The sequence below is a fragment of the Aeromonas sp. PS2Canimalfood6 genome (assembly GCF_048276795.1).
GTDB lineage: Bacteria > Pseudomonadota > Gammaproteobacteria > Enterobacterales > Aeromonadaceae > Aeromonas > Aeromonas caviae.
The window spans coordinates 1-21532 of the sequence record NZ_JBLUXC010000050.1; the positions used below are offsets into that span (position 1 = coordinate 1).

At 63.9% G+C, this 21532-nt stretch carries 19 protein-coding genes; 12 read left to right on the plus strand and 7 right to left on the minus strand.

The features are described from left to right. Nucleotides 1-314: 314 nt before the first annotated feature. The 5 genes from ACNPAA_RS16815 to fadI form a co-directional block, all read right to left on the minus strand. On the minus strand, nucleotides 315-1199 hold the full coding sequence (locus ACNPAA_RS16815) for an AEC family transporter (protein WP_201872715.1): 885 nt from the start codon (nucleotides 1197-1199) through the stop codon (nucleotides 315-317). 11 nt (nucleotides 1200-1210) lie between these two features. Next, on the minus strand, nucleotides 1211-1768 hold the full coding sequence (locus tag ACNPAA_RS16820) for a YaeQ family protein (RefSeq protein WP_010674671.1): 558 nt from the start codon (nucleotides 1766-1768) through the stop codon (nucleotides 1211-1213). A 188-nt stretch (nucleotides 1769-1956) separates the two neighbouring features. Continuing rightward, nucleotides 1957-2097, minus strand: coding sequence for a TIGR02808 family protein (locus tag ACNPAA_RS16825; protein WP_010674670.1), 141 nt, complete (start codon nucleotides 2095-2097; stop codon nucleotides 1957-1959). Nucleotides 2098-2359: 262 nt separating this feature from the next. After that, nucleotides 2360-4507, minus strand: a complete 2148-nt coding sequence (gene fadJ, locus ACNPAA_RS16830; protein ID WP_010674669.1) for a fatty acid oxidation complex subunit alpha FadJ — start codon at nucleotides 4505-4507, stop codon at nucleotides 2360-2362. Then, nucleotides 4507-5817: an acetyl-CoA C-acyltransferase FadI gene (fadI, locus tag ACNPAA_RS16835; RefSeq protein ID WP_417891883.1), complete on the minus strand. Its 1311-nt coding sequence runs from the start codon at nucleotides 5815-5817 to the stop codon at nucleotides 4507-4509. The genes fadJ and fadI overlap by 1 nt, the downstream gene beginning before the upstream one ends. 183 nt (nucleotides 5818-6000) lie before the next feature. On the opposite strand from fadI, the gene ACNPAA_RS16840 reads away from it, so the two are divergent. The 11 genes from ACNPAA_RS16840 to ACNPAA_RS16890 all read left to right on the plus strand — a co-directional run bounded on the left by ACNPAA_RS16840 (nucleotide 6001) and on the right by ACNPAA_RS16890 (nucleotide 18314). Then, complete coding sequence (locus ACNPAA_RS16840) at nucleotides 6001-6951, plus strand: AAA family ATPase (RefSeq protein WP_039039116.1); 951 nt, start codon at nucleotides 6001-6003, stop codon at nucleotides 6949-6951. Between the two features lie 28 nt (nucleotides 6952-6979). After that, nucleotides 6980-7870, plus strand: coding sequence for a DUF58 domain-containing protein (locus ACNPAA_RS16845; RefSeq protein WP_417891884.1), 891 nt, complete (start codon nucleotides 6980-6982; stop codon nucleotides 7868-7870). Further along, a complete protein-coding gene (locus ACNPAA_RS16850; protein WP_417891885.1) occupies nucleotides 7855-8412 on the plus strand; it encodes a DUF4381 family protein in 558 nt (185 codons plus the stop codon). Before ACNPAA_RS16845 ends, ACNPAA_RS16850 begins: the two co-directional genes overlap by 16 nt. After that, complete coding sequence (locus ACNPAA_RS16855; protein WP_417891886.1) at nucleotides 8409-9371, plus strand: VWA domain-containing protein; 963 nt, start codon at nucleotides 8409-8411, stop codon at nucleotides 9369-9371. The genes ACNPAA_RS16850 and ACNPAA_RS16855 overlap by 4 nt, the downstream gene beginning before the upstream one ends. A gap of 21 nt (nucleotides 9372-9392) precedes the next feature. Then, nucleotides 9393-10853 carry a vWA domain-containing protein gene (locus ACNPAA_RS16860; protein ID WP_417891887.1) on the plus strand — a complete coding sequence of 487 codons (1461 nt, stop codon included), beginning with the start codon at nucleotides 9393-9395 and terminating at the stop codon, nucleotides 10851-10853. 5 nt (nucleotides 10854-10858) lie between these two features. Next, nucleotides 10859-12394 carry a hypothetical protein gene (locus ACNPAA_RS16865; RefSeq protein WP_417891891.1) on the plus strand — a complete coding sequence of 512 codons (1536 nt, stop codon included), beginning with the start codon at nucleotides 10859-10861 and terminating at the stop codon, nucleotides 12392-12394. A 30-nt stretch (nucleotides 12395-12424) separates the two neighbouring features. Next, nucleotides 12425-13015 carry a sigma-70 family RNA polymerase sigma factor gene (locus ACNPAA_RS16870; protein WP_029314498.1) on the plus strand — a complete coding sequence of 197 codons (591 nt, stop codon included), beginning with the start codon at nucleotides 12425-12427 and terminating at the stop codon, nucleotides 13013-13015. Continuing rightward, nucleotides 13008-13751 (plus strand): DUF3379 domain-containing protein, encoded by a 744-nt coding sequence (locus ACNPAA_RS16875; protein ID WP_417891888.1) that lies wholly within the window; start codon nucleotides 13008-13010, stop codon nucleotides 13749-13751. Before ACNPAA_RS16870 ends, ACNPAA_RS16875 begins: the two co-directional genes overlap by 8 nt. Before the next feature lie 408 nt (nucleotides 13752-14159). Then, nucleotides 14160-15449 (plus strand): outer membrane protein transport protein, encoded by a 1290-nt coding sequence (locus ACNPAA_RS16880; RefSeq protein ID WP_417891889.1) that lies wholly within the window; start codon nucleotides 14160-14162, stop codon nucleotides 15447-15449. Nucleotides 15450-15699: 250 nt separating this feature from the next. Next, nucleotides 15700-16956, plus strand: a complete 1257-nt coding sequence (locus tag ACNPAA_RS16885; RefSeq protein WP_417891890.1) for an outer membrane protein transport protein — start codon at nucleotides 15700-15702, stop codon at nucleotides 16954-16956. Nucleotides 16957-17072: 116 nt separating this feature from the next. Further along, complete coding sequence (locus tag ACNPAA_RS16890; RefSeq protein ID WP_113070305.1) at nucleotides 17073-18314, plus strand: EAL and HDOD domain-containing protein; 1242 nt, start codon at nucleotides 17073-17075, stop codon at nucleotides 18312-18314. 61 nt (nucleotides 18315-18375) lie between these two features. Here the strand turns inward: ACNPAA_RS16890 and ACNPAA_RS16895 are convergent, their stop codons facing one another. After that, the gene (locus tag ACNPAA_RS16895) at nucleotides 18376-19542 is read right to left on the minus strand and encodes a thiolase family protein (protein ID WP_210556022.1); all 1167 of its coding nucleotides are present in this window, start codon (nucleotides 19540-19542) and stop codon (nucleotides 18376-18378) included. Nucleotides 19543-19674: 132 nt separating this feature from the next. Here ACNPAA_RS16895 and ACNPAA_RS16900 point away from each other — a divergent pair, with 132 nt between their 5' ends. Further along, nucleotides 19675-20073 (plus strand): MerR family transcriptional regulator, encoded by a 399-nt coding sequence (locus tag ACNPAA_RS16900; RefSeq protein WP_010674655.1) that lies wholly within the window; start codon nucleotides 19675-19677, stop codon nucleotides 20071-20073. Between the two features lie 107 nt (nucleotides 20074-20180). On the opposite strand, the gene ACNPAA_RS16905 is transcribed toward ACNPAA_RS16900, so the two are convergent. Beyond that, nucleotides 20181-21425, minus strand: a complete 1245-nt coding sequence (locus ACNPAA_RS16905; protein WP_041215213.1) for a dicarboxylate/amino acid:cation symporter — start codon at nucleotides 21423-21425, stop codon at nucleotides 20181-20183. Nucleotides 21426-21532 lie beyond the last annotated feature (107 nt).

A 21532-nucleotide genomic window follows, 5' to 3' on the forward strand; every position in this document is an offset into this window, starting at 1 on the left:
AGGCGTGAATGAAGTCGAGAGCTTGGTCGATACGCATAAAAAAATCCGAAACCCAACAAGGAGTTTCGGATTCTTACACAGCCTGAGGATCGGTCAATGGATCCTTAACTGATCGGCATTAGGCCAAGGCCGCCCTTTTTTATTCCCTTTCTCCCCCTTCCACTCTCTGCCTTATCCGGCTAAACCGGCTTCAAGACCTTGTCAGATACGCGAGCAAGCTCGGCTGTACTCGATGAGCAAAACAACATCGGACATGCACGATGGCAATAAAAAGGACGCCATCGGGCGTCCTTGAAGAGGAAGACAGAGCAGGGTCAACTCCCCAGATGCAGCGCCAACCACACCGCAAGGGGGATCACCACCACCGAGAGCGCATTGCCGCCGAGCACGATGCTGGCCACCTTGTCGGGCTGGCACTGGTACTGCTCGCACAGGATGTAATTCAATACCGCCGGGGGCAGTGCCACCGAGAGTGTCAGCAGCGGGATCCAGGCAGGCTCCAGGGGCAGCAGCCAGACGGCGAGCCCCAGGGAGATGGCTCCCGCCAGCAGGTAGAGCAGGTTGCACTTGATGGCCAGCCCCAGATGATCCAGCTCCCCTTCCATCAGCCGGATGCCTAAGGCAAACAGCATCAGGGGCACCGCTATCTGACCGAGCAGGGCGGCGCTGGTCACCAGGTATTCCGGCAGCGGGATATGCAGGTTGGCCACCAGCAGCCCGGCGAAGGCGGCCCAGAGCACGGGGCTTCTCAGCCAGAGCCAGCGGGAGCTGCTGGCGGAGAGGATGAACATCCCCACCGAGAAGTGGAGCAGGTTGGAGAGCACAAAGAGGATGACGATGGCGCCGAGCTGCTGCTCGCCAAAGGCGAGCACCATCAGCGGAATGCCGAGGTTGCCGGTGTTGCGAAACATGGCGGGCAGGATCAGTGCGGCCCGCTCTATCTCCTTGAGTTTGAGCAGGGAGAGCAGCAAGCCGGGCAGCAGGATCACCAGGGCACCGGCCCCCACAAGGGGCAGGTGCGCCGCCAGATCCAGGGGGTATTTCACCAGGGCCGAGAAGACCAGCGCCGGGGTAAAGAGCTCGATATTGGCCCGGTTGACATAACCCAGGGCCCCGCCCGGTCGCAGCCGTCCATAGAGGGCGCCAAGGCCCACCACCGCAAACACGGGAATGACGATATTGAGCAGAGCGCTGAACATGGGTATCCCGTTTACAGTTCGCGGGCCGGGCGTCCCATCAACACCACGGGGTCCAGCGTCACCTCCTGGCTGCCGTTGCTGACCCAGAGCTGGCCGTCGGAGATGGTACAGGTGAGCTGCATGGTGCGCTCCACCATGGCCGCCAGGGGCAGGGTCTGGCTGTCGGAGAGTTCGATGACGCTCAGGTTGTCGTGCAGACCGAGCTTGCCCTGGTTCTGCTTCCACCAGACGCTGGTGCCACGACCGCCATAGAGGTAGAGCACCACCTGGCGAGAGCGGTTGCATGCCTTCTTGAGGCGGCGCTCGTCCGGCTGACCCAGCTCAATCCAGAGTTCAATCTCATCGGAATAGTTCTTGCACCAGAGCTCGGGCTCGTCGTCGGCAGAGAGCCCCTTGGTGAACTCCAGCCGCTCGGCGGCATGCCAGGCGAAGGCCGCGAGGCGGATCATCATGCGCTCGTCGGTCTCGGAGGGGTGACGGGCCAGGGTGAGGGAGAAGTCCTGATAGAGATTGCGATCCATGTCAGACAAGCTGATCTGGGCCTTGAAGATGGTTGCCTTGAGCGCCATAGAAGTCGTGAATACCTGATAAAAGAGAAGGGGGCGGACATGCCGGGCGTCAGTGTAATCAAAATGGCCGCCGGGTTCGACCGTCTTGCGCTCCCTTTACCCCATCAGGGGCGGGCAAGTGCTTCAGAAGACACAAAAAACAAATGCCAGTCCGAGGACTGGCATTTGGCGGCATGAACGAGAGTGACTCACTTCTCGGCGGACTTGACCCCGAAGGCATTGAGCAGCAGGCAGCAGGTCACTGCCACTGCCACGAAGCCACTCAGAAAGATAAAGGGCATGGCCCCATACCCCAATACAGTCCAGATGGTGTGTTCGAGCAGACTCATAGTGTGTCCTTCATCCAGTGAAATGGGTGTCCCTTTCGTGACGGGGTCGCCCCCGTTCCTGATAAGACTATTTGACCTCAACCCGCGCCTGAGTCCTATGCCACCAAAGTAATAAATGGGGCACCTGTTTGCGCCAGATCAAGGTTTTACCCCTCTCCGCCCCGTTTTTCTTCGCTCCCCCGCCCCAAACCGGAAAGGTACGCCCAACAAAAAGCGAGGCGACCTTGGGGTCGCCTCGCTCGATGCATGCCGTCGAGAGCCATCAGTAGAAGGTCTGCTGCTCCGCCGCCATCGCTTTCAGTCGCGCACAGGGGGCGAAGCGGTCGCCAAAGCGCTTCTGATGGTGCTCAAGACGCCCCACCAGATAGTCGATGCCGAGGCTGTCCATGTAGCGGAACGGACCGCCCAGGAAGGGAGGGAAGCCGATGCCGAAGATGGCGCCGATGTCGCCGTCCCGGGCCGAGGCCACCACGCCGCCATCCAGGGCCATGGCTGCTTCGTTGAGCATCAGCAGCACGCAGCGCTCGGCGATCTCCTGCCTGGCAAGCTTGGCCTGGGGCTTGACGCCCAGCACGTCGTAGACGCTCGCGTCCACCGTCTTCTTGCCCTCCTTGCCGGTGAGCTTGTTGCGCGGGGCCGCCTTGCCATAGAGATAGAAGCCCTTGCCGTTCTTGCGCCCCTTGCGATCGTCCTCCAGCAGCTTGTCAAAGGCCTTGGGCGCCTGGAACTGCTCGCCACCCAGCTCTTTTTCGAGGATGGGGGAGATCTTGGCTCCCACGTCGATCCCCACCTCGTCCAGCAGGGTGATGGGGCCGACCGGGAAACCGAAGTCGAGCAGAGCGCCGTCCAGTACCTCCACCGGCTCCCCTTCCAGCACCAGGCGCGCCGCCTCGTTCATGTAGGGCGCCAGGATGCGGTTGACGTAGAAGCCCGCCTCGTCCTTCACCACGATGGGGGTCTTGCCCTGGGCCCGGGCGAAGGCCAGGGTGGTGGCCACCGTCTCGGCACTGGTGCCGGCGTGGGGAATGATCTCGGCCAGCGGCATCTTGTCCACCGGGCTGAAGTAGTGCAGCCCCACCACCCGCTCCGGATGCGTCGCCGCCGAGGCGATCTGGTGGATGGGCAGGGAGGAGGTGTTGGAAGCAAACACGGTGTGCTCCCCGCACTCGCGCTCCACGTCCTGCACCATCTGGTGCTTGAGGTTGATGTCCTCGAACACCGCTTCCACCACCATGTCCACCCGGTGGAAACCGGAATAGTCCAGGGTGCCGGTGAGCAGGCTCATCTGTTTCTCCAGCTCGCTGCGCAGCAGTTGGCGACGCTTGAGTTTCCTCGCGAGGAGGTCGTAGCTGTAACGCATGGCATTGCCGATGCCGGCGCTCGCCACATCCTTGATCCGCACCGGTACCCCCGCCTTGGTGGCGGTGACGAAGGCAATACCCCCCCCCATCAGGCCGCCCCCCAGCACGGCGGCATGACCCACCTTGCGCGGCTCGGCCCCCTGATAGCTCACCTCTTTCTTCATCTCCGTGGTGGCGAAGAAGAGGGAGCGCAGGGCGGCAGATTCCGGCGTCATCACCAGCTCGCCGAAGTGGCGGGCTTCGGCCAGCAGGCCGGCCTGCATCCCCTCCTCCACGCCGATGCGCACCACCTCGATGATGCGCTCCGGCGCCGGGTAGTTGCCCCGGGTCTTGGCCTTGACCCCCTTGCGGGCCTGATCGAACAGCACCTTGCGACCAAATTTGTTGGTCTCCAGCACCTTGCCCTGCAGATCCCGTTTCAGGTGGTGGCGCGGCTTGCCCTTCTTGGCAAGCTTGATGGCAGCTTCCAGCAAAATGGACGGGGGCACCATGTCATCCACCAGCCCGAGCTTCCTGGCCTGTTTGGCCCGCACCTGCTTGCCGGTCAGCATCAGATCCAGTGCCTTGGCCACCCCGATGAGGCGCGGCAGGCGCTGGGTACCGCCGGAGCCCGGCAGCAGGCCGAGCTGCACTTCCGGCAGGCCCAGCACGGTTTTACCGTGATCGGTCACCACCCGGCCATGACAGGCGAGCGCCAGCTCCAGCCCGCCGCCAAGGCAGGGGCCGTGAATGGCGGCGATCACCGGGATCCCCAGGGTTTCGATCTCGGCGAACACGTCCTGTCCGGCCCGGGACAGCGCTTCGGCATCCTGGGCGCTGGTGCAGGCCGCCAGCATGGCGATGTCGGCCCCGGCAACGAAGGAGTCCTTCTTGCCCGAGACGATCACCAGACCGATCAGATCCCCGTTCCCCTTTACCTCGGCCAGCAGAGTGCGGATCTCGTCCGCAAAGGAGGCCTTCAGGGTGTTCATGCTCTCACCGGGCACATCCATGGTGAGGATGCCGATGCCGTCTTTGCGAATATCCAGAGAAAAAGTCTTGGCACTCATCATTCCACCTCCAGCACCATGGCCACACCCAGCCCACCCGCCGCACAGGCGGTGTTGAGCCCCAATCCCCCACCCCGGCGCCGCAGTTCATGCAGGGTCTGGGTGATCATGCGCGCCCCGGTGGCGGCAAAGGGGTGACCAAAGGCCAGCGAGCCGCCGAGCACGTTGAACTTCTCCATGTCCACCTCGCCGATGGCCTGATCCCGGCCCAGCTTGTCACGGGCAAATTCGGCGCTTGCAAACATCTTGAGGTTGGCCAGCGTCTGGGCAGCAAAAGCTTCGTGCATGTCGATGAGGGTGAGATCCCCAAGGGTGATGCCGGCACGGTCCAGCGCCAGCGGCGTGGCATAGGAGGGGCCCATCAGCATGTCCTGCCAGACATCGATGGCGGAAAACGCGAAGCTGCGGATGTAACCCAGCGGTTCCAGACCCAGCTCGCGGGCCCGCCCTTCACGCATCATCAGCACGGCGGCGGCGCCGTCGGTGAGCGGGGTGGCGTTGGCGGCGGTCACCGAGCCGTGAGCCCGGTCAAACACCGGTTTGAGCTTGGCGTAACTCGCCAGATCGGAGCTTTCGCGGATGTTGTTGTCCCGTTCCAGCGGCGACTTGTAGGGGGGCACGTGGGCGGTGAACACCTCGCCACTCAATTTGCCCTGGGCCCAGGCTTCGGCCGCCAGGGTGTGGGAGCGGTGGGCCAGCGCATCTTGCGCCTCGCGGCTGATCTGGTGGGTCTTGGCCATCTGCTCGGCGGTCTGCCCCATGGAGAGACCGGTGGAGTACTCGGCCACGGCCGGGGGCACCGGCAGCAGGTCCTTCAGGCGCAGACGGCGCAGAATATTGAAACGCTGCTGGAGGTTGCGCGCCTTGTTGAGATCCACCAGGGCGCGGGCCAGAGACTTGCTGACCCCGATGGGCAGCACGGAAGAGGAGTCGGCACCGCCGGCGATGGCGATGTCCACCGTGCCGGCCATGATGGATTCGGTGACATTGGCCACCGCCTGGAAACTGGTGGCGCAGGCGCGCGACACGCTATAGGCATCGGTGCTGACGCTCATGCCAGTGCCAAGCACGATCTCCCGGGCGATGTTTGGCGCTTCCGGCATCTGCACCACCTGGCCGAACACCAGTTGGTCGATGAGCATGGGATCGAGATCGGTGCGAGCGAGCATCTCGCTCACCACCAGTTTGCCCAGATCCACCGCAGGCACGCCGTGAAAAGCGGTGGCCTGCTTGGCAAAGGGGGTGCGCAGACCCGCCACGACGGCTATCCGTTCGCCCTGGCGAGTCGTCAGTTTCAATGGCTGTTTCATCCTGGCTCCTTGGGTTAAAAAGGCAGAGGTCTGACCTCATTGCGCCACATCTTAACAATCCAATCACAAATTTCATACGGCTGATTGAAACTAAATTGTCCCCATCTTGCCACCCTCCCTCGCCCTTGTGAGCCAACTGGGGTATAAAAAGATCAACTTCCATAAAAACAACGGGTTTATCGCATGGCAGCGGCCGAGTTCAGAGCACTTGGAGACTATCTGGGCAGCCAGATCCTGGGACAGGGCCCCCTCATCGAGGGGCTGCTGATCGCCCTGTTATGTGAAGGACATGTGCTGATCGAGGGGGCCCCCGGTCTTGCCAAGACCCGGGCGGTCAAGGCGCTGGCCGGCGCCGTGGAGGGGCGCTTTGCCCGTATCCAGTTCACCCCGGATCTGCTCCCTGCCGATCTCACCGGCAGCGAGGTCTTCCATCCCCAGGATGCGAGTTTCGTGTTTCAACCCGGCCCCCTGTTCAATCACCTGGTGCTGGCGGACGAGATCAACCGGGCGCCGGCCAAGGTGCAGTCCGCCCTGCTGGAGGCCATGGCCGAGCACCAGATCACCGTGGGCAAGAAGAGCTGGCGCCTGCCCTCCCTCTTCATGGTCGCCGCCACCCAGAACCCCATCGAACAGGAAGGGACCTATCCCCTGCCGGAGGCCCAGCTCGATCGCTTCTTGCTCAAGCTGCTGGTGGATTACCCCAGCCCCGCCATGGAGCTGGCCATCCTTCAACTCAACGCCCGCGGCGACGCCCTGCCGACGCCGCCAGTCACCCTCAGCCAGTCCGACCTGCTGGAAGCCCGCACCGCCGTTCAAGGGGTACAGATGCAGGGGCGCCTCGAACACTATCTGGTGCAACTGGTGTGCGCCACCCGCCCCGGCAGCGGCCTGTGCCCCGAGTTAGACCCCCTGGTCGCGGTGGGGGCCAGTCCCAGAGCCAGCATCGGCCTCGCAAGAGCCGCACGGGCCCGGGCCTGGCTCGCCGGGCGCGACTTCGTGTTGCCCGAAGACATCCAGCAGCTGGCGCCTGCCGTGCTGCGCCACCGCCTCATCCCGAGTTATCAGGCGCTGGCGGACAACCTCGATAGCGAGGCGCTCATCACCCTGCTGCTGGATGCCATTCCATGCCCCTGAGCCGACCCCCGCAGGCAGCCCTATCGCCATGACCCCCGTCGCCGAGCCCCGGGATCACCCCGACATCGCCCTCACCCTCCAGCGGCTGCTGGCGGTGCGCCTCTGGACGCGCCAGGGCGAGCGTGCCCGCATTCATCAGGCGGCCCAAGGGCGTATCGGGCGCCAGCCCGGGCTCCATTTCAGGGAGCTTCGCCTCTATCAGGCCGGTGACGAAGTGCGTCACATCGACTGGCGGGTCACCGCCCGCCTCGGCCGCCCCCACACCCGCCTCTACGGGGAAGAGCAGGATCAGGCCCACTGGTTGCTGCTGGATCTCTCACCTGCCATGTACTTTGGCTCCCGCGCCCAGCTCAAGGCCCGCCTTGGCAGCGAGCTGGCCGCCGCCCTGTTCTGGCAGGGGGAGAAACAGGCCAATACCTTGATCTGCCAGGGCGCAGTCCCCCACACAGAGCACCAGCGCGGCTCTCTCATGCCTCTGCTGGAAGCGCTCTGCCGCCATTACGAGGCAGGGCTGGATCGCGCCCCCCCGCCTAGGACGCTGGCCCAGACCCTGGCACGACTCACCCTGCCCCACGGGGCCAGATTGACCCTGATAAGCCATCACCAGGCACCGGACCAGGCACTCTGCCAGCAGTTGCAACGCCTTCGCCTGCGCCACGATATCCACTACTGGCAGATCCGCGATCCCCTGGAAGCCGCTCTGCCCGAGCAGGGGCTGCTGGCAGTGCAGGCAGGCAGACACAGCGGTTGGCTCGCGGGAGAAGATCCCCACTTTCGCGCCCGCTACCAGAGGGCGGCCGACGAACAGGCCGAGGCCTGTCGCCAGCAGTTGCTGCCCCTAGTGACGCGCCTCTATCGCCTCGACAACGGCGCCACCCTGCAACGCCAGTGGCAGGAGGGCGGATGCCGTCTGTTTTGAGGGGGGAGCAGGGCGTGCCCGCACCGGATGCATATCGCCAGCCCTCGTCCAGCGAGGCCTTGCAAGCCATTCGTGCCGAGCTGCGCGACATCCACCAAGGCCCCGCTCTCGAGCCTGCACAGGATCCTCGCCTGATGGCCCTCGGGGGGCTGCTGATCGCGGCGATCGCCGCTTACCTGATCGCCATGACGGCCCTCACCCTGTGGCGCCAGCGCCACTGGGCGCTCCGGATAGACTGGCAGGCCGACGATCTCGTCCCCAGGCTGCAGGATGCCCTGCGAGAAGCGGCCATGGCCCGCTGGCCCGAGGCGGCCCCCCTGCAAGGGGAGGACTGGCTCGCCTGGCTGGACAGCAAGGGGGGGAGCGATTTTTCCCAGTTTGCCGCCCAGTGGCCGCTCTGGCTCTATGGGGGCAGAGTGCCCGATGAGGCGCAGCGCAAAAGATTGCGCCTCGCCTATCTCGCCTGGGGGCGACGCTGCGTCAGTGCGCCGCGATTCCCGGCAAGCAAGCGGGGGGCACCTCCCCCGGAGGGTACGCGATGATCCTCGCCTGGCCCTGGTTTTCCCTCGCCCTCGCCCTGCCGCTACTGGTGCGCTTCGGCCTGCCTCCCATGAAGGGGCGCAAGGGAGGAAACCGGCTCGTTCACGGAGGTTTTCCCCTGCTCCAGCCCCAGGCGGGGCAGCCCTTGTGGCGCATGATGCTCTGCTGGTGCGCCCTGGTACTGGCCCTGTGCCGCCCCCAGTGGCAGGAGCCCCCGATCATTCACTACCAGAGCAGCCGGGACCTCATCCTGGCGGTGGATCTCTCCGACAGCATGCGCACCCAGGACATGCTGGATGACGGAGAGCAAACGGACAGGCTTGCCGCGGTGCGCCAGCAGATAAGCAACCTTGTCGCCTCCCGCCCGGGGGATCGCATCGCCCTGGTCGTCTTTGCCGATCACGCCTATCTGCTCTCCCCCCTCACCCAGGAGACCGGGGCCCTGCTCACCCTGGCCAGGGAGCTCGATTTCGATCTGGTGGGGCGCACCACGGCCCTGGGGGAAGCCATCCTGCTGGCACGCCAGCACGCCGACCCCACCCGCCCCACCGCCCTGCTGCTGGTGACGGACGGGCGCAATACCTCGGGCAATGCGGATCCCCTGACCGAGGCCCGGCTCGCCGCCAAAGCCGGCATCCGTCTCTATACCCTGGGGGTGGGAGCCGACCCCGACACCTTCGCCGGGCCCGCAGGGGACGCCGATCCCAGTGCCGAACTGGATGAAGCCCTGTTGCAGCAGTTGGCGACGCTGGGAGGAGGCCGCTATTTTCGCGCCCGCAACCGGGGCGATCTCGCCGCCATCAACCAGGCCATCGACACCCTGGAGCCCCTCGCCCGGCCCCAGACCCTCTCCCGGCCCCACCAGGAGCTCTACCCCTGGCCACTGGCCCTGGCCTGGCTGCTGCTCTGCTGGCCAGCCCGCCGGCACATCCCCCTGTCACACAGGCCATCCCATGAGTAGGCAGGCCATGATGGTGGCACCATGGAGCTGATCTTGCTGCGCCCCCTCTGGTTGCTGGCCCTGCTCCCCTGGCTGTGGCAGGGGTGGCGCCGCCGCCGCGATCCCGGCTTGCTCTCCCCGGCCATGCAGGCCTATCTGCTGCCGAGCCGCCATCGGGCCATCCCCTGGCGCTGGCTTGCCTGTCTGCCGGTGATCCTCGCGCTCTCGGGCCCCGCCCTGCGCCAGCAGAGTCTCCCCATGCCGAGCCCGGCCCTCGATATCTGGTTGCTGGATCTCTCCGACTCCATGCTGGCACAGGATCTGGCGCCGGACCGGGCAACCCGGGTAAGGCTGGGATTGCAGGAGATGCTGGCCGACATAGCGCGGCAGGACGCGGCCCATCCCATCGCCCTCATCCTGTTTGCCGGGGATGCCTACCTCGCCATGCCTCCCACCCGGGATCATCAGGCCATCGCCCTGCTGCTGCCGGACCTGCGCCCGGCCATCATGCCTGTCCAGGGCAGCGCCCCCGAGCGCGCCGTGGCCCTGGCCCTCACCCTGATCCCGCCGGGCCAGTCCGCCCGTCTGCTGCTCGTGACCGACGGCCTCTCCGGGACAGCGCGCGATCGCATCGCCGCCCTCTGGCCCTGCCTCAACGACCTGTTCTGCAAGGCAGGCTCGGCCCCGCGGCTCGACATCCTGCTGGCCAGCGGGGGCAAGGAGACCCGGCTGCCCGGCGTGGCTGCCGAGCGCTGGCAGCTCGGCAGCCCGATCGGCCACACCTTGCCGGCGCCCGACGAGGAGGCCATGGCCGCCCTTGCCGCCAACACCGGAGGCAGGCTGGCCTGGCTTGATTCCGGCCAGCCCCGCTTTGCCCCCCTGCCCATGGGCCAAACCCTGACGCAGGGGCAATCCCGGGATCTCGGCCCCTGGCTGCTCATCACCTTGCTCCCCCTGGCGCTGCTGGTGCGGATCGGCGCCCACTGGCTGCTGGTGATCCTCGTCATTAGCGTCGCGCCCCCTTCCCTGCAGGCGGCCTCCCGACAAGATGAAGCAGGCTGGCAGGCTTATCGCCAGGGACACTATCGGGAAGCGGCCAACGCCTTCCAGGATCCGGTCTGGCAAGGCAACGCCTGGTATAGAGCCGGGGATTACGCCAGGGCCGTCGCCGCCTATGGCAGGGCAAACAGCGCCACCGCCCACTACAACAGGGGCAATGCCCTGGTCTGGCTCGGGGATCTTGCCGCCGCGGAGCAGGCCTATCTGAGCGCCCTTCGCCTTGAACCTGGGCACAGGGATGCCTTGCACAACCTGGCCCTGCTGCGGGCCAACCCGCCGCAGACAACGCCCTCGGCAAATGCCCCGGAGCAGGCCGACACTCCCGACCCCGCCCGCGCCTCAGAGGCTCCCCGCCCCCCGGCGCCCCCCGTGCTGCTGCTGGAGCAGCGCCTTCGCAAGGAGGCCCTGCGCCGCCCCCTGATCAAGGTGGAGGAGCCCTGGTGATCCTCGTGCTGCGCTTGCTCTCCCCCCGGATCGGCTGCTGGCTGCTGCTCGCCCTGTGTGCCATGCGGGTGCAGGCCGCCCCTGTCGAGGCCGAGCTGTTGCCGGGGGCGAGCGAGCGCGACTGGCTGCTCGTCATCGAGGCCGACGGGCTGCACCGCGATGAGGATCTCAACCTGCAACCGCTGCTGCGCCAGTTTGCGGTCGGGCGGGTCAGCATCCAACGGGTCAGTGCCCAGAGCCGCAGCCTGACCCGCTGGCAGATCCCCCTGCACCTGCTCGATACCAGCCCGCGCCAGGTGCCCTCCCTGCCCCTTGGCGCCGATCTCACCCCCTCCCTGGCGGTGCCGACACGTTCCCTGGACGGCACCCTGATGCCGACACAAGATCCGGTATTCTCTCCGGTCGAGCTGCAGGCCCGGGTGCTCCATGAGGGGAATCTCTACCCCGGCCAGCCCTTCATCTATGAGCTGACCCTCTGGCTGCCTGCCAACCTGGAGGCCCCCAACCTCGGCGAGCCCATCACCCCGGCCTTTACCATCCGCCGCCTTGGCGAGGATCGCTGGGACTCTCCCGCCAGCCCCGGCCTGCCCGGGCGTCTCACGCGAAAATGGCTGCTGCAGGCCAAAGGACCCGGGCTCCATCCCATCGAATCCCCCCGCTTTCAGGGGCGGTTGTCGCACCAGGACCAGGCCGGTGCGACCGCGCCGGGCAACGGGGGGGATCTGCTGTCCGCCAGGGCGGCGACCCTCTTCATCAAGGTGGACAAGGCCCCCCTGGAGCCGGTGGCGAGCAGCCTGGTGCTGCGCCAGCAGTTCAGCCCGGCGCAGGCCAGGGTGGGTGAGCCGGTGATCCGCACCCTCACCCTGGTGATGGAAGGGGGGGATGGCAACCGCCTGCCCCCCTTGCCGGCCCCGCCCCTGCCCGCCGGCCTCTCCATGAAGCCGGACGGCGAGCAGCAACAGGAGCGATTCGTGGCCGAGGGGGCGCTTCGCTTCGAGCGCCAGTGGCGCCAGGCCCTGACCGCCGACGAGGCGGGGCGCTATGTGCTGCCCCCCCAGACCCTGCGCTGGTTCAACACCCAGAGCGGCCGCATCGAGGAGGCGCGCCTGCCCGCACATTCTCTGGTGTTCACGGCAAGGGAGAGCGCCACTCCCGCCTCCCCCGCACCAGGGGTCCAGTATCTCTATTGGGTGCTCCTGGCCATCCTGCTGCGGGCATTCATGCGCCGCTGGCCGCGCTGGCGCGCCTTCTATCGCCTGCAACGGGCCCTCGCCACGGGCTCTCCTGACGAGGCCAGGGAAACCCTGCTGACCTGGGCCGTCCTGCGCTGGGCCCCCCCCTGTCTTCATCTGGCCAGGCTGCCCTGTCACCGCGACCCCGCCATGGGGGCGCTGCTGGACGACCTGGATCGGGCCTGTTTTTCCCCCAAGCGAGTCCCTGGCGAACACCTGCCCAGACAGGCGCTCGCCAGGGAGTTGTGCACCTGGGAGAGCTTTGCGATAGCCTATGGTCTTCGAATACTGGCGTGGATGCGTGCATGATGCGCCCCTCATGAAACAGGACACCCCTTTATGGCGTTAGGTTTTTTCAGAAGAAAAAGGGCCGACACGGGAAAGGATCCCTGCACTTCTCCGGTCTATGGGGAGATGGCTGACAAACAAACCAAGTACGAAGCCCTGGTGCACGCCCTGCACGGGGACATCTACCGCTACGCCTACTGGCTGTGCCGGGATCCGCAAATCGCCGAGGATCTGGTGCAGGAGACTTTCCTGCGCGCCTGGAAGGCGATAGATACCCTGCTGGACGACAAGGCTGCCAAGGCGTGGCTCATCACCATATTGCGGCGGGAGAATGCCCGCCGCTTTGAGCGAAAGCAGTTCGATCTCGTCGACCTCGACGAGCACCCCCTACGGGATCAGGGTGTCCTGCCAAGCGAGCAGGAGATGGAGCACGAATGGCTCAGGCGTCACATCGCGCGCCTGCCTGCCGAGTATCAGGAGCCGCTGCTGCTGCAGGTTCTGGGGGGATTCAGCGGGGAGGAGATCGCCGAGCAACTCGGCCTGAACAAGAACACCGTCATGACAAGGCTGTTTCGCGCCCGCAACCAGATAAAAGAGGCCATGGAGTCTGCGAAACAACAGAGAGGACACACCAATGGATGAGCTTGAATTTCGCCGCCGGGCCATCACTCACCCCTCGGACAGGGATCCCGCCTTCTTGAAAGCCGCCGAGGCGTCACCGGCCAATCGCAAGCATCTGGACGAGATGCAGCAGCTCGAGCGCCAGGTGCGCAGCACTCTGGAAGTGGACGTACCAGCCGGTCTTGCGGAGCGGATCCTGCTCAGGCAGGCGATGGCAGCCGAAGAGGAGCAGGTGGTCCCGCTGCCCGTCACTCCTGCAAGCACGCCATGGCGCGCTCTGGCTATCGCAGCCTCGGTCGCCTTCCTGCTCGGCATGAGCACCCGCTGGATCAGCTGGCCTGTGGCACCGGACACCCTGTCGCTGGCTCAGGTCGCCATGTCCCACGTTTATGGGGAAGAGCCCTTCATTCATGCGGTGGATGAGCGGGTCAGCCTGCACACCATCAACGCGAAAATGGAGAAATATGGCGCCACCCTGAGCGAGATGCCGGGCATGAAGGTAACCTATGTCAACCACTGCGCCTTCTACCAGGGACCGGCCCTGCACATGGTGCTCCAGGGCAAGATGGGACCGGTCACCCTGTTCCTCGTCCCCAAGCACCTGCCACTGACGATCCAGTCCGATTTTGCAGACGGGACCCTCAAGGGGGAGATACTGCCGCTCAAGGGGGCCAACATGGTGCTCATCGGAGACATGCAGGAGCCCCTCGCCCCGGTTGCCCGCCAGCTTGAGTCACGTCTGCACTGGTCCATTTAACAGACCTTGATCCAGGCTGACTCGTCCTCCGCCTCAGCCACATCACAGGCAGACATCCTCATTGTCTGCCTGTTCATCCCCACATCCCCGCATGTTCCCGCCTATTGCCTGCGCGAAGTCACATTTCTACCATTTATTTTAAATGACGCAAATGGCACCACTTGTGCTTTATTTATCCAATAATAGATAAATCAGCCTAATAAAACGGCAAGTTAAAACAAATGATTAACACAATGGAAACTTTTATGTATTCTGCTGTCACTGGTCTGATTTCTTACCTCCTACCAGATCCATAGAATCACGCCAGCAATGAATGGGAAGAAGCTGACATAACAACAGATCATGTCGTCAATAGCCGCCAAAGAGCCGCGATGTCGACAGAAAATCTGCTTACAAAGAGAGAACACTATGACAACTGCCTTTTTCAAGAAAAGCCTGATCGCTGCGGCCGTGACCCTGGCCAGCACCCAGACCTTCGCCGCTGCGTTCCAGCTGAGCGAGCACTCTGCCTCCGGTCTGGGGCGCGCCTACGCAGGTGAAGCAGCCATCGCCGACAACGCGGCCGTGCTGTCCCGCAACCCGGCGGCCATGACCACCTTCGACAAGATGGCACTGTCTGTATCCGGCACCTATATCAAGCCCGACGTGGACGTGGCTGGCGACATCTATGCCGGCCCCACCAAGCTGGCTCCGTCCAGCGAAAGCGACATCGCCCCCGATGCCTTCGTGCCGGCCACCTACTTCATCCAGCCCCTGAACGATCAGTGGGCCTGGGGGATCGGCCTCTTCTCCAACTACGGCCTCTCCACCGAATATTCCAAGACCTTCGCGGCCGGTGCCGGCGCCGGTGACACCGAGCTGCTGACCTTCAACATCAACCCCAACATCGCCTATCGCATCAACTCCAACTTCAGCGTCGGCGCCGGTATCAACGCCGTCTATGCCCAGGCCGAGCTTAACCGTTATGCGGGTGATCTCGCTCCGATCCTGAACGTCACTACACCCTTCACACATAACACCGATACCGCTATCGCACACCAGAAGGGCGATACCTGGGGCTTTGGCTGGAACGTCGGCACCCTGTACGAGATCAACGAAAACCACCGCCTGGCCCTGACCTACCGCTCCCAGGTCGACTTGAGCTTTGATGGTGATTTCAATGGTCTGTACTCTGGCTACAGAACCGTTGATGGCAATCTGAAGCTGGATCTGCCGGCCCAGGCCGAATTCGCCGGTTACCACCGTCTGAACCAGCAGTTCGCGGTGCACTACTCCGTGAACTGGACCGACTGGAGCGCCTTCCAGGAGCTCAAGGCCACCAGCAGCAACTGCGCCGGCGGCGTGTGCCTGCAAAAAGACGAGAAGTTCAAGGACTCTGCCCGTTACGCCCTGGGTGGTACCTGGTACGTCAACCCGTCCTGGGAAGCCCGTATCGGCTTCGCCTACGACAACAGCCCCATCGAGCCGGAGTATCGCAGCCTGAGCATTCCTGACTCCGACCGTATCTGGTACAGCGCCGGCGCCACCTACCACATCGATCAGGACATGAGCGTCGATTTCGGCATGGCCTACCTGGATGGCAAGGAAGTGGATGTGGATGAAGGCATGACCAGCCACGAAGATAAACTCTTCCGCTGGAAAGGCACCTCTCACGGCAACGCCTTCCTGGCTTCCGCCCAGTTCAACATGAAATTCTGATTTTCATGTCATCGCAGAGAGCGCCCAGGGCGCTCTTTTTTTATCCAATTTCGCCAACTGAGCGCACAGCTGTGGTAAACAACTGTACTCTTTTCTTTTTTTATCAAGCTGTTATGGGGATTTCTTTCAGCATTTAATCCCGTTTTGCCGCACGTTCCCCTCTCCCCGTTGCCTTGCTGGTCATACCATATAAAATCCCGGCCCCAACCGAATAACAGAATGAACACCCAGTTCATCCCGAGGAAAGACCATGCATCCGACCATCAAACCCTCCCTCATAGCCCTCTTGCTGCTGTCGAGCCAGGTGCAGGCTGCCGGCTTCCAGCTCGCGGAGCAATCCGCCACAGGCATGGGGCGTGCCTTCGCGGGTGAGGCCGCCATCGCCGACAATGCCAGCGTGCTCTCCCGCAATGCCGCCGCCATGACCCGGTTCGATACCCTGGCCTTCTCCGGCGGCGTTATCCACGTGCACCCCGACGTCAACATCGAGGGCACCACACGGGTGCCTACCCCCCAGGGGCCGGTCAGCCTGGATGCCAGAGCCCACGACATTGCGGGTGACGCCTGGGTGCCCAACACCTATCTCATCGTGCCCCTCAACGAGCAATGGCGCCTCGGACTTGCCGCCACCTCCTATTACGGACTCGGGGTCAAGATGCCGGACAACTACAACGCCGGTCACTTCGGCAACGTCTCCGACATCAAGACCGTGGATCTGGGGGCCTCCCTGGCCTATCGCATCAACCGCGTCTGGTCCGTCGGGGCCGGTCTCTCCGCCATTCAGGGGGAAGGGGAAGTGGGCGGCACTTTCCCCTCCAACAACCAGATAGCCAAGCACCTGAAAGGGGATGGCTGGGCCATGGGCTGGAACCTGGGCACCCTGCTTGAGTTGTCGCAGGCAACCCGCGTCGGTCTCTCCTATCGCCACGACGTGACCCTGACCCTCTCCGGTGACGCCATCGGCATCGATCAAAGGGGCCAGCCCTTCACCGATACCGGCAGCCTGGATCTGCCTCTGCCCGCCACCGCCGAGCTGGCTCTGTTCCATCAACTCACCCCGGCCCTGGCGCTGCATTCGAGTATCAACTGGACCAACTGGAGCAAGTTCGTGCAGCTCGAATCCGAGCTCGACCACCACGGCACCATGCACATCAAGGAGGAGCACTGGGAAGACAGTTGGCGCTATGCCCTGGGGATGACCTACCAGCTGGCCCCCCAGTGGCAACTGCGCTCCGGTATCGCCTACGACCGCAGCCCGGTCCCGGCGGATCGCCGCACCATCTCCATCCCCGACTCGGATCGGGTCTGGTACAGCGCTGGCGTGGGCTACCAGATTGACCGCCACCTCTCGCTGGATCTGGGGCTGACCCTGATCGACGGCAAGAAGGTGGACGTGAGCGAAACCATGCAGCTCAGGCCCGGCATCCCCCAGACCACCTCCACTTTCAATGGCACCTCGGAAGGGGATGCCTGGCTCGCCGGCCTGCAGCTCAACTACCTGTTCTGACACCCCGGGTTTCCTGACAAATAGTATGCCAGTTGTTGACCTTCCCGACCGGTCGGCACTGGCATAGTGATCCGCTTCACCATAGAATCAAGCCTGTAACCATGGTGGAGAGACGCATGTATTCCTATGTAGCAAGGCAGCCCATTCTGGATCGGGAGTTGAACACCCAAGCCTATGAGCTGCTGTTTCGCGACAGCCTGGACAATGTATTTCCCTCCGTCTCCGCACAGCAGGCCACTTCCAGGCTGGTTGCCGAGCAGTTCTTGCAGCAGAACATCGACCATCTCATCGGAGATCACCCCTGCTACATCAATTTCCCCCACTCCCTGTTGCTGGATGGATTGGCCGAATGCCTCCCCCGTGACAAGGTGGTGATCGAGATCCTGGAGGATGCCGAGCCCGACGATGCGCTGCTGGAAAAAGTGATCCAGCTCTATGGGCTGGGCTATCGGTTGGCGCTGGATGACTTCACCATGGTCTCAGACTGGGACAGGTTCCTCCCCTACATCCATATCATCAAGTTCGACCTGCGCAGCACGCCGCAACCCTGCATAGAGCACTTCATGGCGAATCATCGCCACCTGCCCCTCACCTATCTGGCCGAGAAAGTCGAGGATCAGGCCGAGTTCGAGCGGATGAAGCAGCTCGGCGTCACCCTGTTCCAGGGATTTTTCTTCAGCCGCCCCCAGATGGTGCAACAGCCCACCATACCGCCGGCCCAGCTGGTGGTGATGCAGCTGCTCGAGGTGGTCAATCAGACCGAACCGGATCTGGACAAGATTGAGCAACTGCTCAACCAGGATCTCACCCTCTCCCTCAAGCTGCTGCGCTACATCAACCACCTCAAGCGTTTCCCCCAGCCCATCGCCTCGTTTCGCCAGGCCGCAAGTTCCCTGGGGCACGCCCAGCTCAAGCGCTTCGTCGCCCTGATCGCCGCCACCAGTGCGGGAAGTGAAAAGAGCGCCGAACTCCACCAGATGTCCCTCATCAGAGCCCGGTTCTGCGAACTGCTGGCCCAGACCCATGCGCCCGCAGAGCAGGCACAGCAAGCCTTTGTCACCGGCCTCTTCTCCCTGCTGGACGTGCTCATGGGTGAACCGCTGGATCAGCTGCTCGGCTCCATTCCCCTGACCGACGACATTCGTGCCGCCCTGCTCACCCGCAAGGGCAAGCTCGGGTTCTACCTGGCGTTCTGTGAAGATTTCGAGAAAGCCGACTGGCAGCGGGTCGCCGCCAACACCGTCCGGCTCGGCCTCAACGAAGAGAAGGTCAGCCACCTCTATCTGAGCGCCACCGCCTGGGTCAACCAGCAGCTTCAGGCCATGGAAGAGCAACCGGTCCACTCCCGCCAGACATGACAACGTCCCTCTTGAAGGGACGTTGTCATTTCATCAACCCGCAGCAATCTCACCCACGCATTCAGCCTGCCTCGATGGCGATGGCCGTTGCCTCCCCTCCCCCGATGCACAGGCTCGCCACCCCTCGTCTGAGCCCGCGGGCACGCAGGGCATGGATCAGGGTCACCAGGATGCGGGCGCCACTGGCGCCAAGAGGGTGCCCCAGCGCACAGGCCCCGCCGTTCACGTTCAACTTGTGATGGGGAATGCCGCACCCGGCCATGGCCAGCATGCTCACCATGGCGAATGCCTCGTTCACCTCGAACAGGTCCACCTCCTCCACCGACCAGCCCACCCGGGCCAGCAACTTGTCAATGGCGCCGACGGGGGCACTGGTAAACTCCGCCGGCAAGGCGGCGTGACTCTGGTAACCCACTACCCTGGCCAGCACCGGCAATCCGAGCTGGGCAGCGGTCTCCCCCCGCATCAGCACCAGGGCTGCCGCCCCGTCCGAGATGGAACTGGCATTGGCCGCCGTGATGGTGCCGTGCTTGCTGAAGGCCGGCTTGAGGCCGGGGATCTTGTCGGGCCTGGCTTTGCCCGGTTGCTCATCCTCGGCCAGCAGCAGGGTATCCTCAGAGGTCATGACGGGAGCCAGTTCCGCGGCAAAGGCACCGCTGCGCTGCGCCGTCAGCGCCCGCTCCAGGGAGGCGATGGCAAAGGCATCCATATCGGCCCGGATCAGTCCGCTGCGATCAGCGCTCAACTGGGCGTAATGCCCCATGAGATGGCCTTCGTAGGCATCCTGCAAGCCGTCCAGGAACATGTGATCGAGCACGCTCTGGTGCCCCATGCGAAAACCGCTGCGCGCCTTGTCCAGCAGATAGGGGGCGCGGCTCATGCTCTCCATGCCCCCCGCCACCACGACCTCGGCCTCCCCCAGACGCAGGCTGTCCGCCGCCAGCATCACTGCCTTCATGCCGGAGCCGCATACCTTGTTGATGGTGGTACAGGGCACGCTGTCCGGCAGCCCCCCCTTGAGCGCCGCCTGGCGGGCTGGCGCCTGGCCGGCCCCTGCGCTCAGCACGTTGCCCATATAGACCTCATTGACCTGCTCCCCCGTCATCCCGGCCTGCGCCAGCGCGGCGCGGATGGCGCAGGCGCCAAGCTCGGGGGCCCCGAGCACACTCAGGGCCCCCTGGAAAGCCCCCATGGGGGTACGTTTGGCCGCCACAATCACGATATCCATCGATAGCACTCTCCTTGTTACATCGGGATAACATATGCCGCGACCGCGACAGGAACAAGACTTGCGGGGAAGTTGACGTTTGGGTAAGGTGCCAGCCTGCATTGACAACCAGATGGCAGCCAAGACAGCCCCATGACCAAATCCAGGGACGACACCCGCACCTTCAGCATCAGCGAACTGGCTCGCGAGTTCGATGTGACCACCCGCAGCATCCGCTTCTACGAGGATCAGGGCCTGCTCAACCCGACCCGCCAGGGACAGCACAGGATCTACAGCCGTCAGGACAGGGTGCGGCTCAAGCTGACCCTGCGTGGCAAGCGTCTGGGCTTCAGCCTCGCAGAGATCCGGGAGCTGTTCGATCTCTACGATGCGGACAAGAGCAGCCGCTCCCAGTTGCAGACCATGCTGGGGCTGGTGGCCGACAAGCGGGAAACCCTGCAGCAGCAGCTGGAAGATATCCAGATGGTCCTGCTGGAGCTGGAGGCGGCCGAACAGCGCTGCCGCCAGGCCCTGGCACACCTCTCTCCCTGAGTTACGCAGACGGGCGAGGCGAGCGGGGAACACCGCCAGCAAATAGACACAAATGAAAGAGGGAGGCTTGAAGCCTCCCTCTTGTCATGCATCGTGGACGACCGATATCAGGCCTCCTTGCTCCAGCGGTTCGGATCGTAATCCGGGCTGTAGCGATCGACGATGATGGCACAGGCCGCATCACCGGTGATGTTCAGCGCGGTGCGGATCATGTCGAACAGACGATCCAGCGCGAACAGCAGCGGCAGACCCTCGATGGGAATCCCGGCCGCCAGCAGCACGGCAACCACCAGGAAGCTCGGGCCCGGTACACCGGCCTGACCGATGGCACCCAGGGTGGAGGTGACGATGATCGCCGCCCAGGCACCCATGGACAGATCGATGTTATAGACCTGGGCGAAGAAGATGGCGACCAGGCCGTAATAGATCGCGTTGCCGCTCATGTTGATGGTGGCGCCCAGCGGCAGCACGAAGGACGCAGTGGCGTTGGTCACCTTCAGATCGCGCTCGCAGGTCTCCATGTTGACCGGCAGGGTCGCCATGGAAGAGGCGGTGGAGAAGGCCACGATCTGCGGTTTCTTCATCGCGGAGAAGTACTTGCGTACCGGCGTGTTGGAGAAGAACGCGATCAGCAGCGGATAGACCACGAAGCCGAAGATGAGGATGGCGGCGACATAGACGACGAACAGCTTGAGCACCAGGGTCAGCACGTCGAAGCCGTAGGTGCCGATGGCGTCGGCCATCAGGCCGAAGACGCCGATGGGGGCGATCAGCATCACCTTGTTGATCATCCAGACGAAGGCGTCCACCAGGGTGTTGAGCCCGTCCACCAGCGGCTTGGCGCGCTCGCGGGGCTGCTTGGCCAAGGCGATGCCGAGGAACATGCAGAACACCAGGATCTGCAGGATGTTGGCCTCGTTCAAGGCGCTGAACACGTTGGTCGGGATCATGCCGAGCAGGGTGGCCACTGCATCAGGCAGTGCTCCCTTGTCGGCATAGTCGCCGGAGAACATGGCCGCGGTGGCGCCAAAGTCAACGCCCACACCGGGTTTGAACACCTGACCCATCACCAGCGCCAGGAACACCGCCAGTGCGGAGGTGCCGAGGAAGAAAGCGAGCGTGGTGACGCCAATCTTGCCTGCGGCGGGGCTGGCCCCCAGGTTGGCGGCTCCGGACAGGATGGCCACCGCCACCAGCGGGATCACCAGCATCTTGATCAGCTGGATAAACAGGGTGCCGAGCGGCGCAAACACCGTGGCTTGCTCTCCCATGAGCGCCCCGACCAGCGCGCCCAGCACCATGGCCACCACTACCTGGAAGCCGATGTTTTTGATTAATCCTTTTGTTAACACAGAATGTTCCTTTATTTAGCAATTACTCACACTTTTACAGCGTAAATGACCACCCAGAGCGTCAAATCCTCTCCATTGCTCTGGCGGTGCGCTTTATCTCATATTTG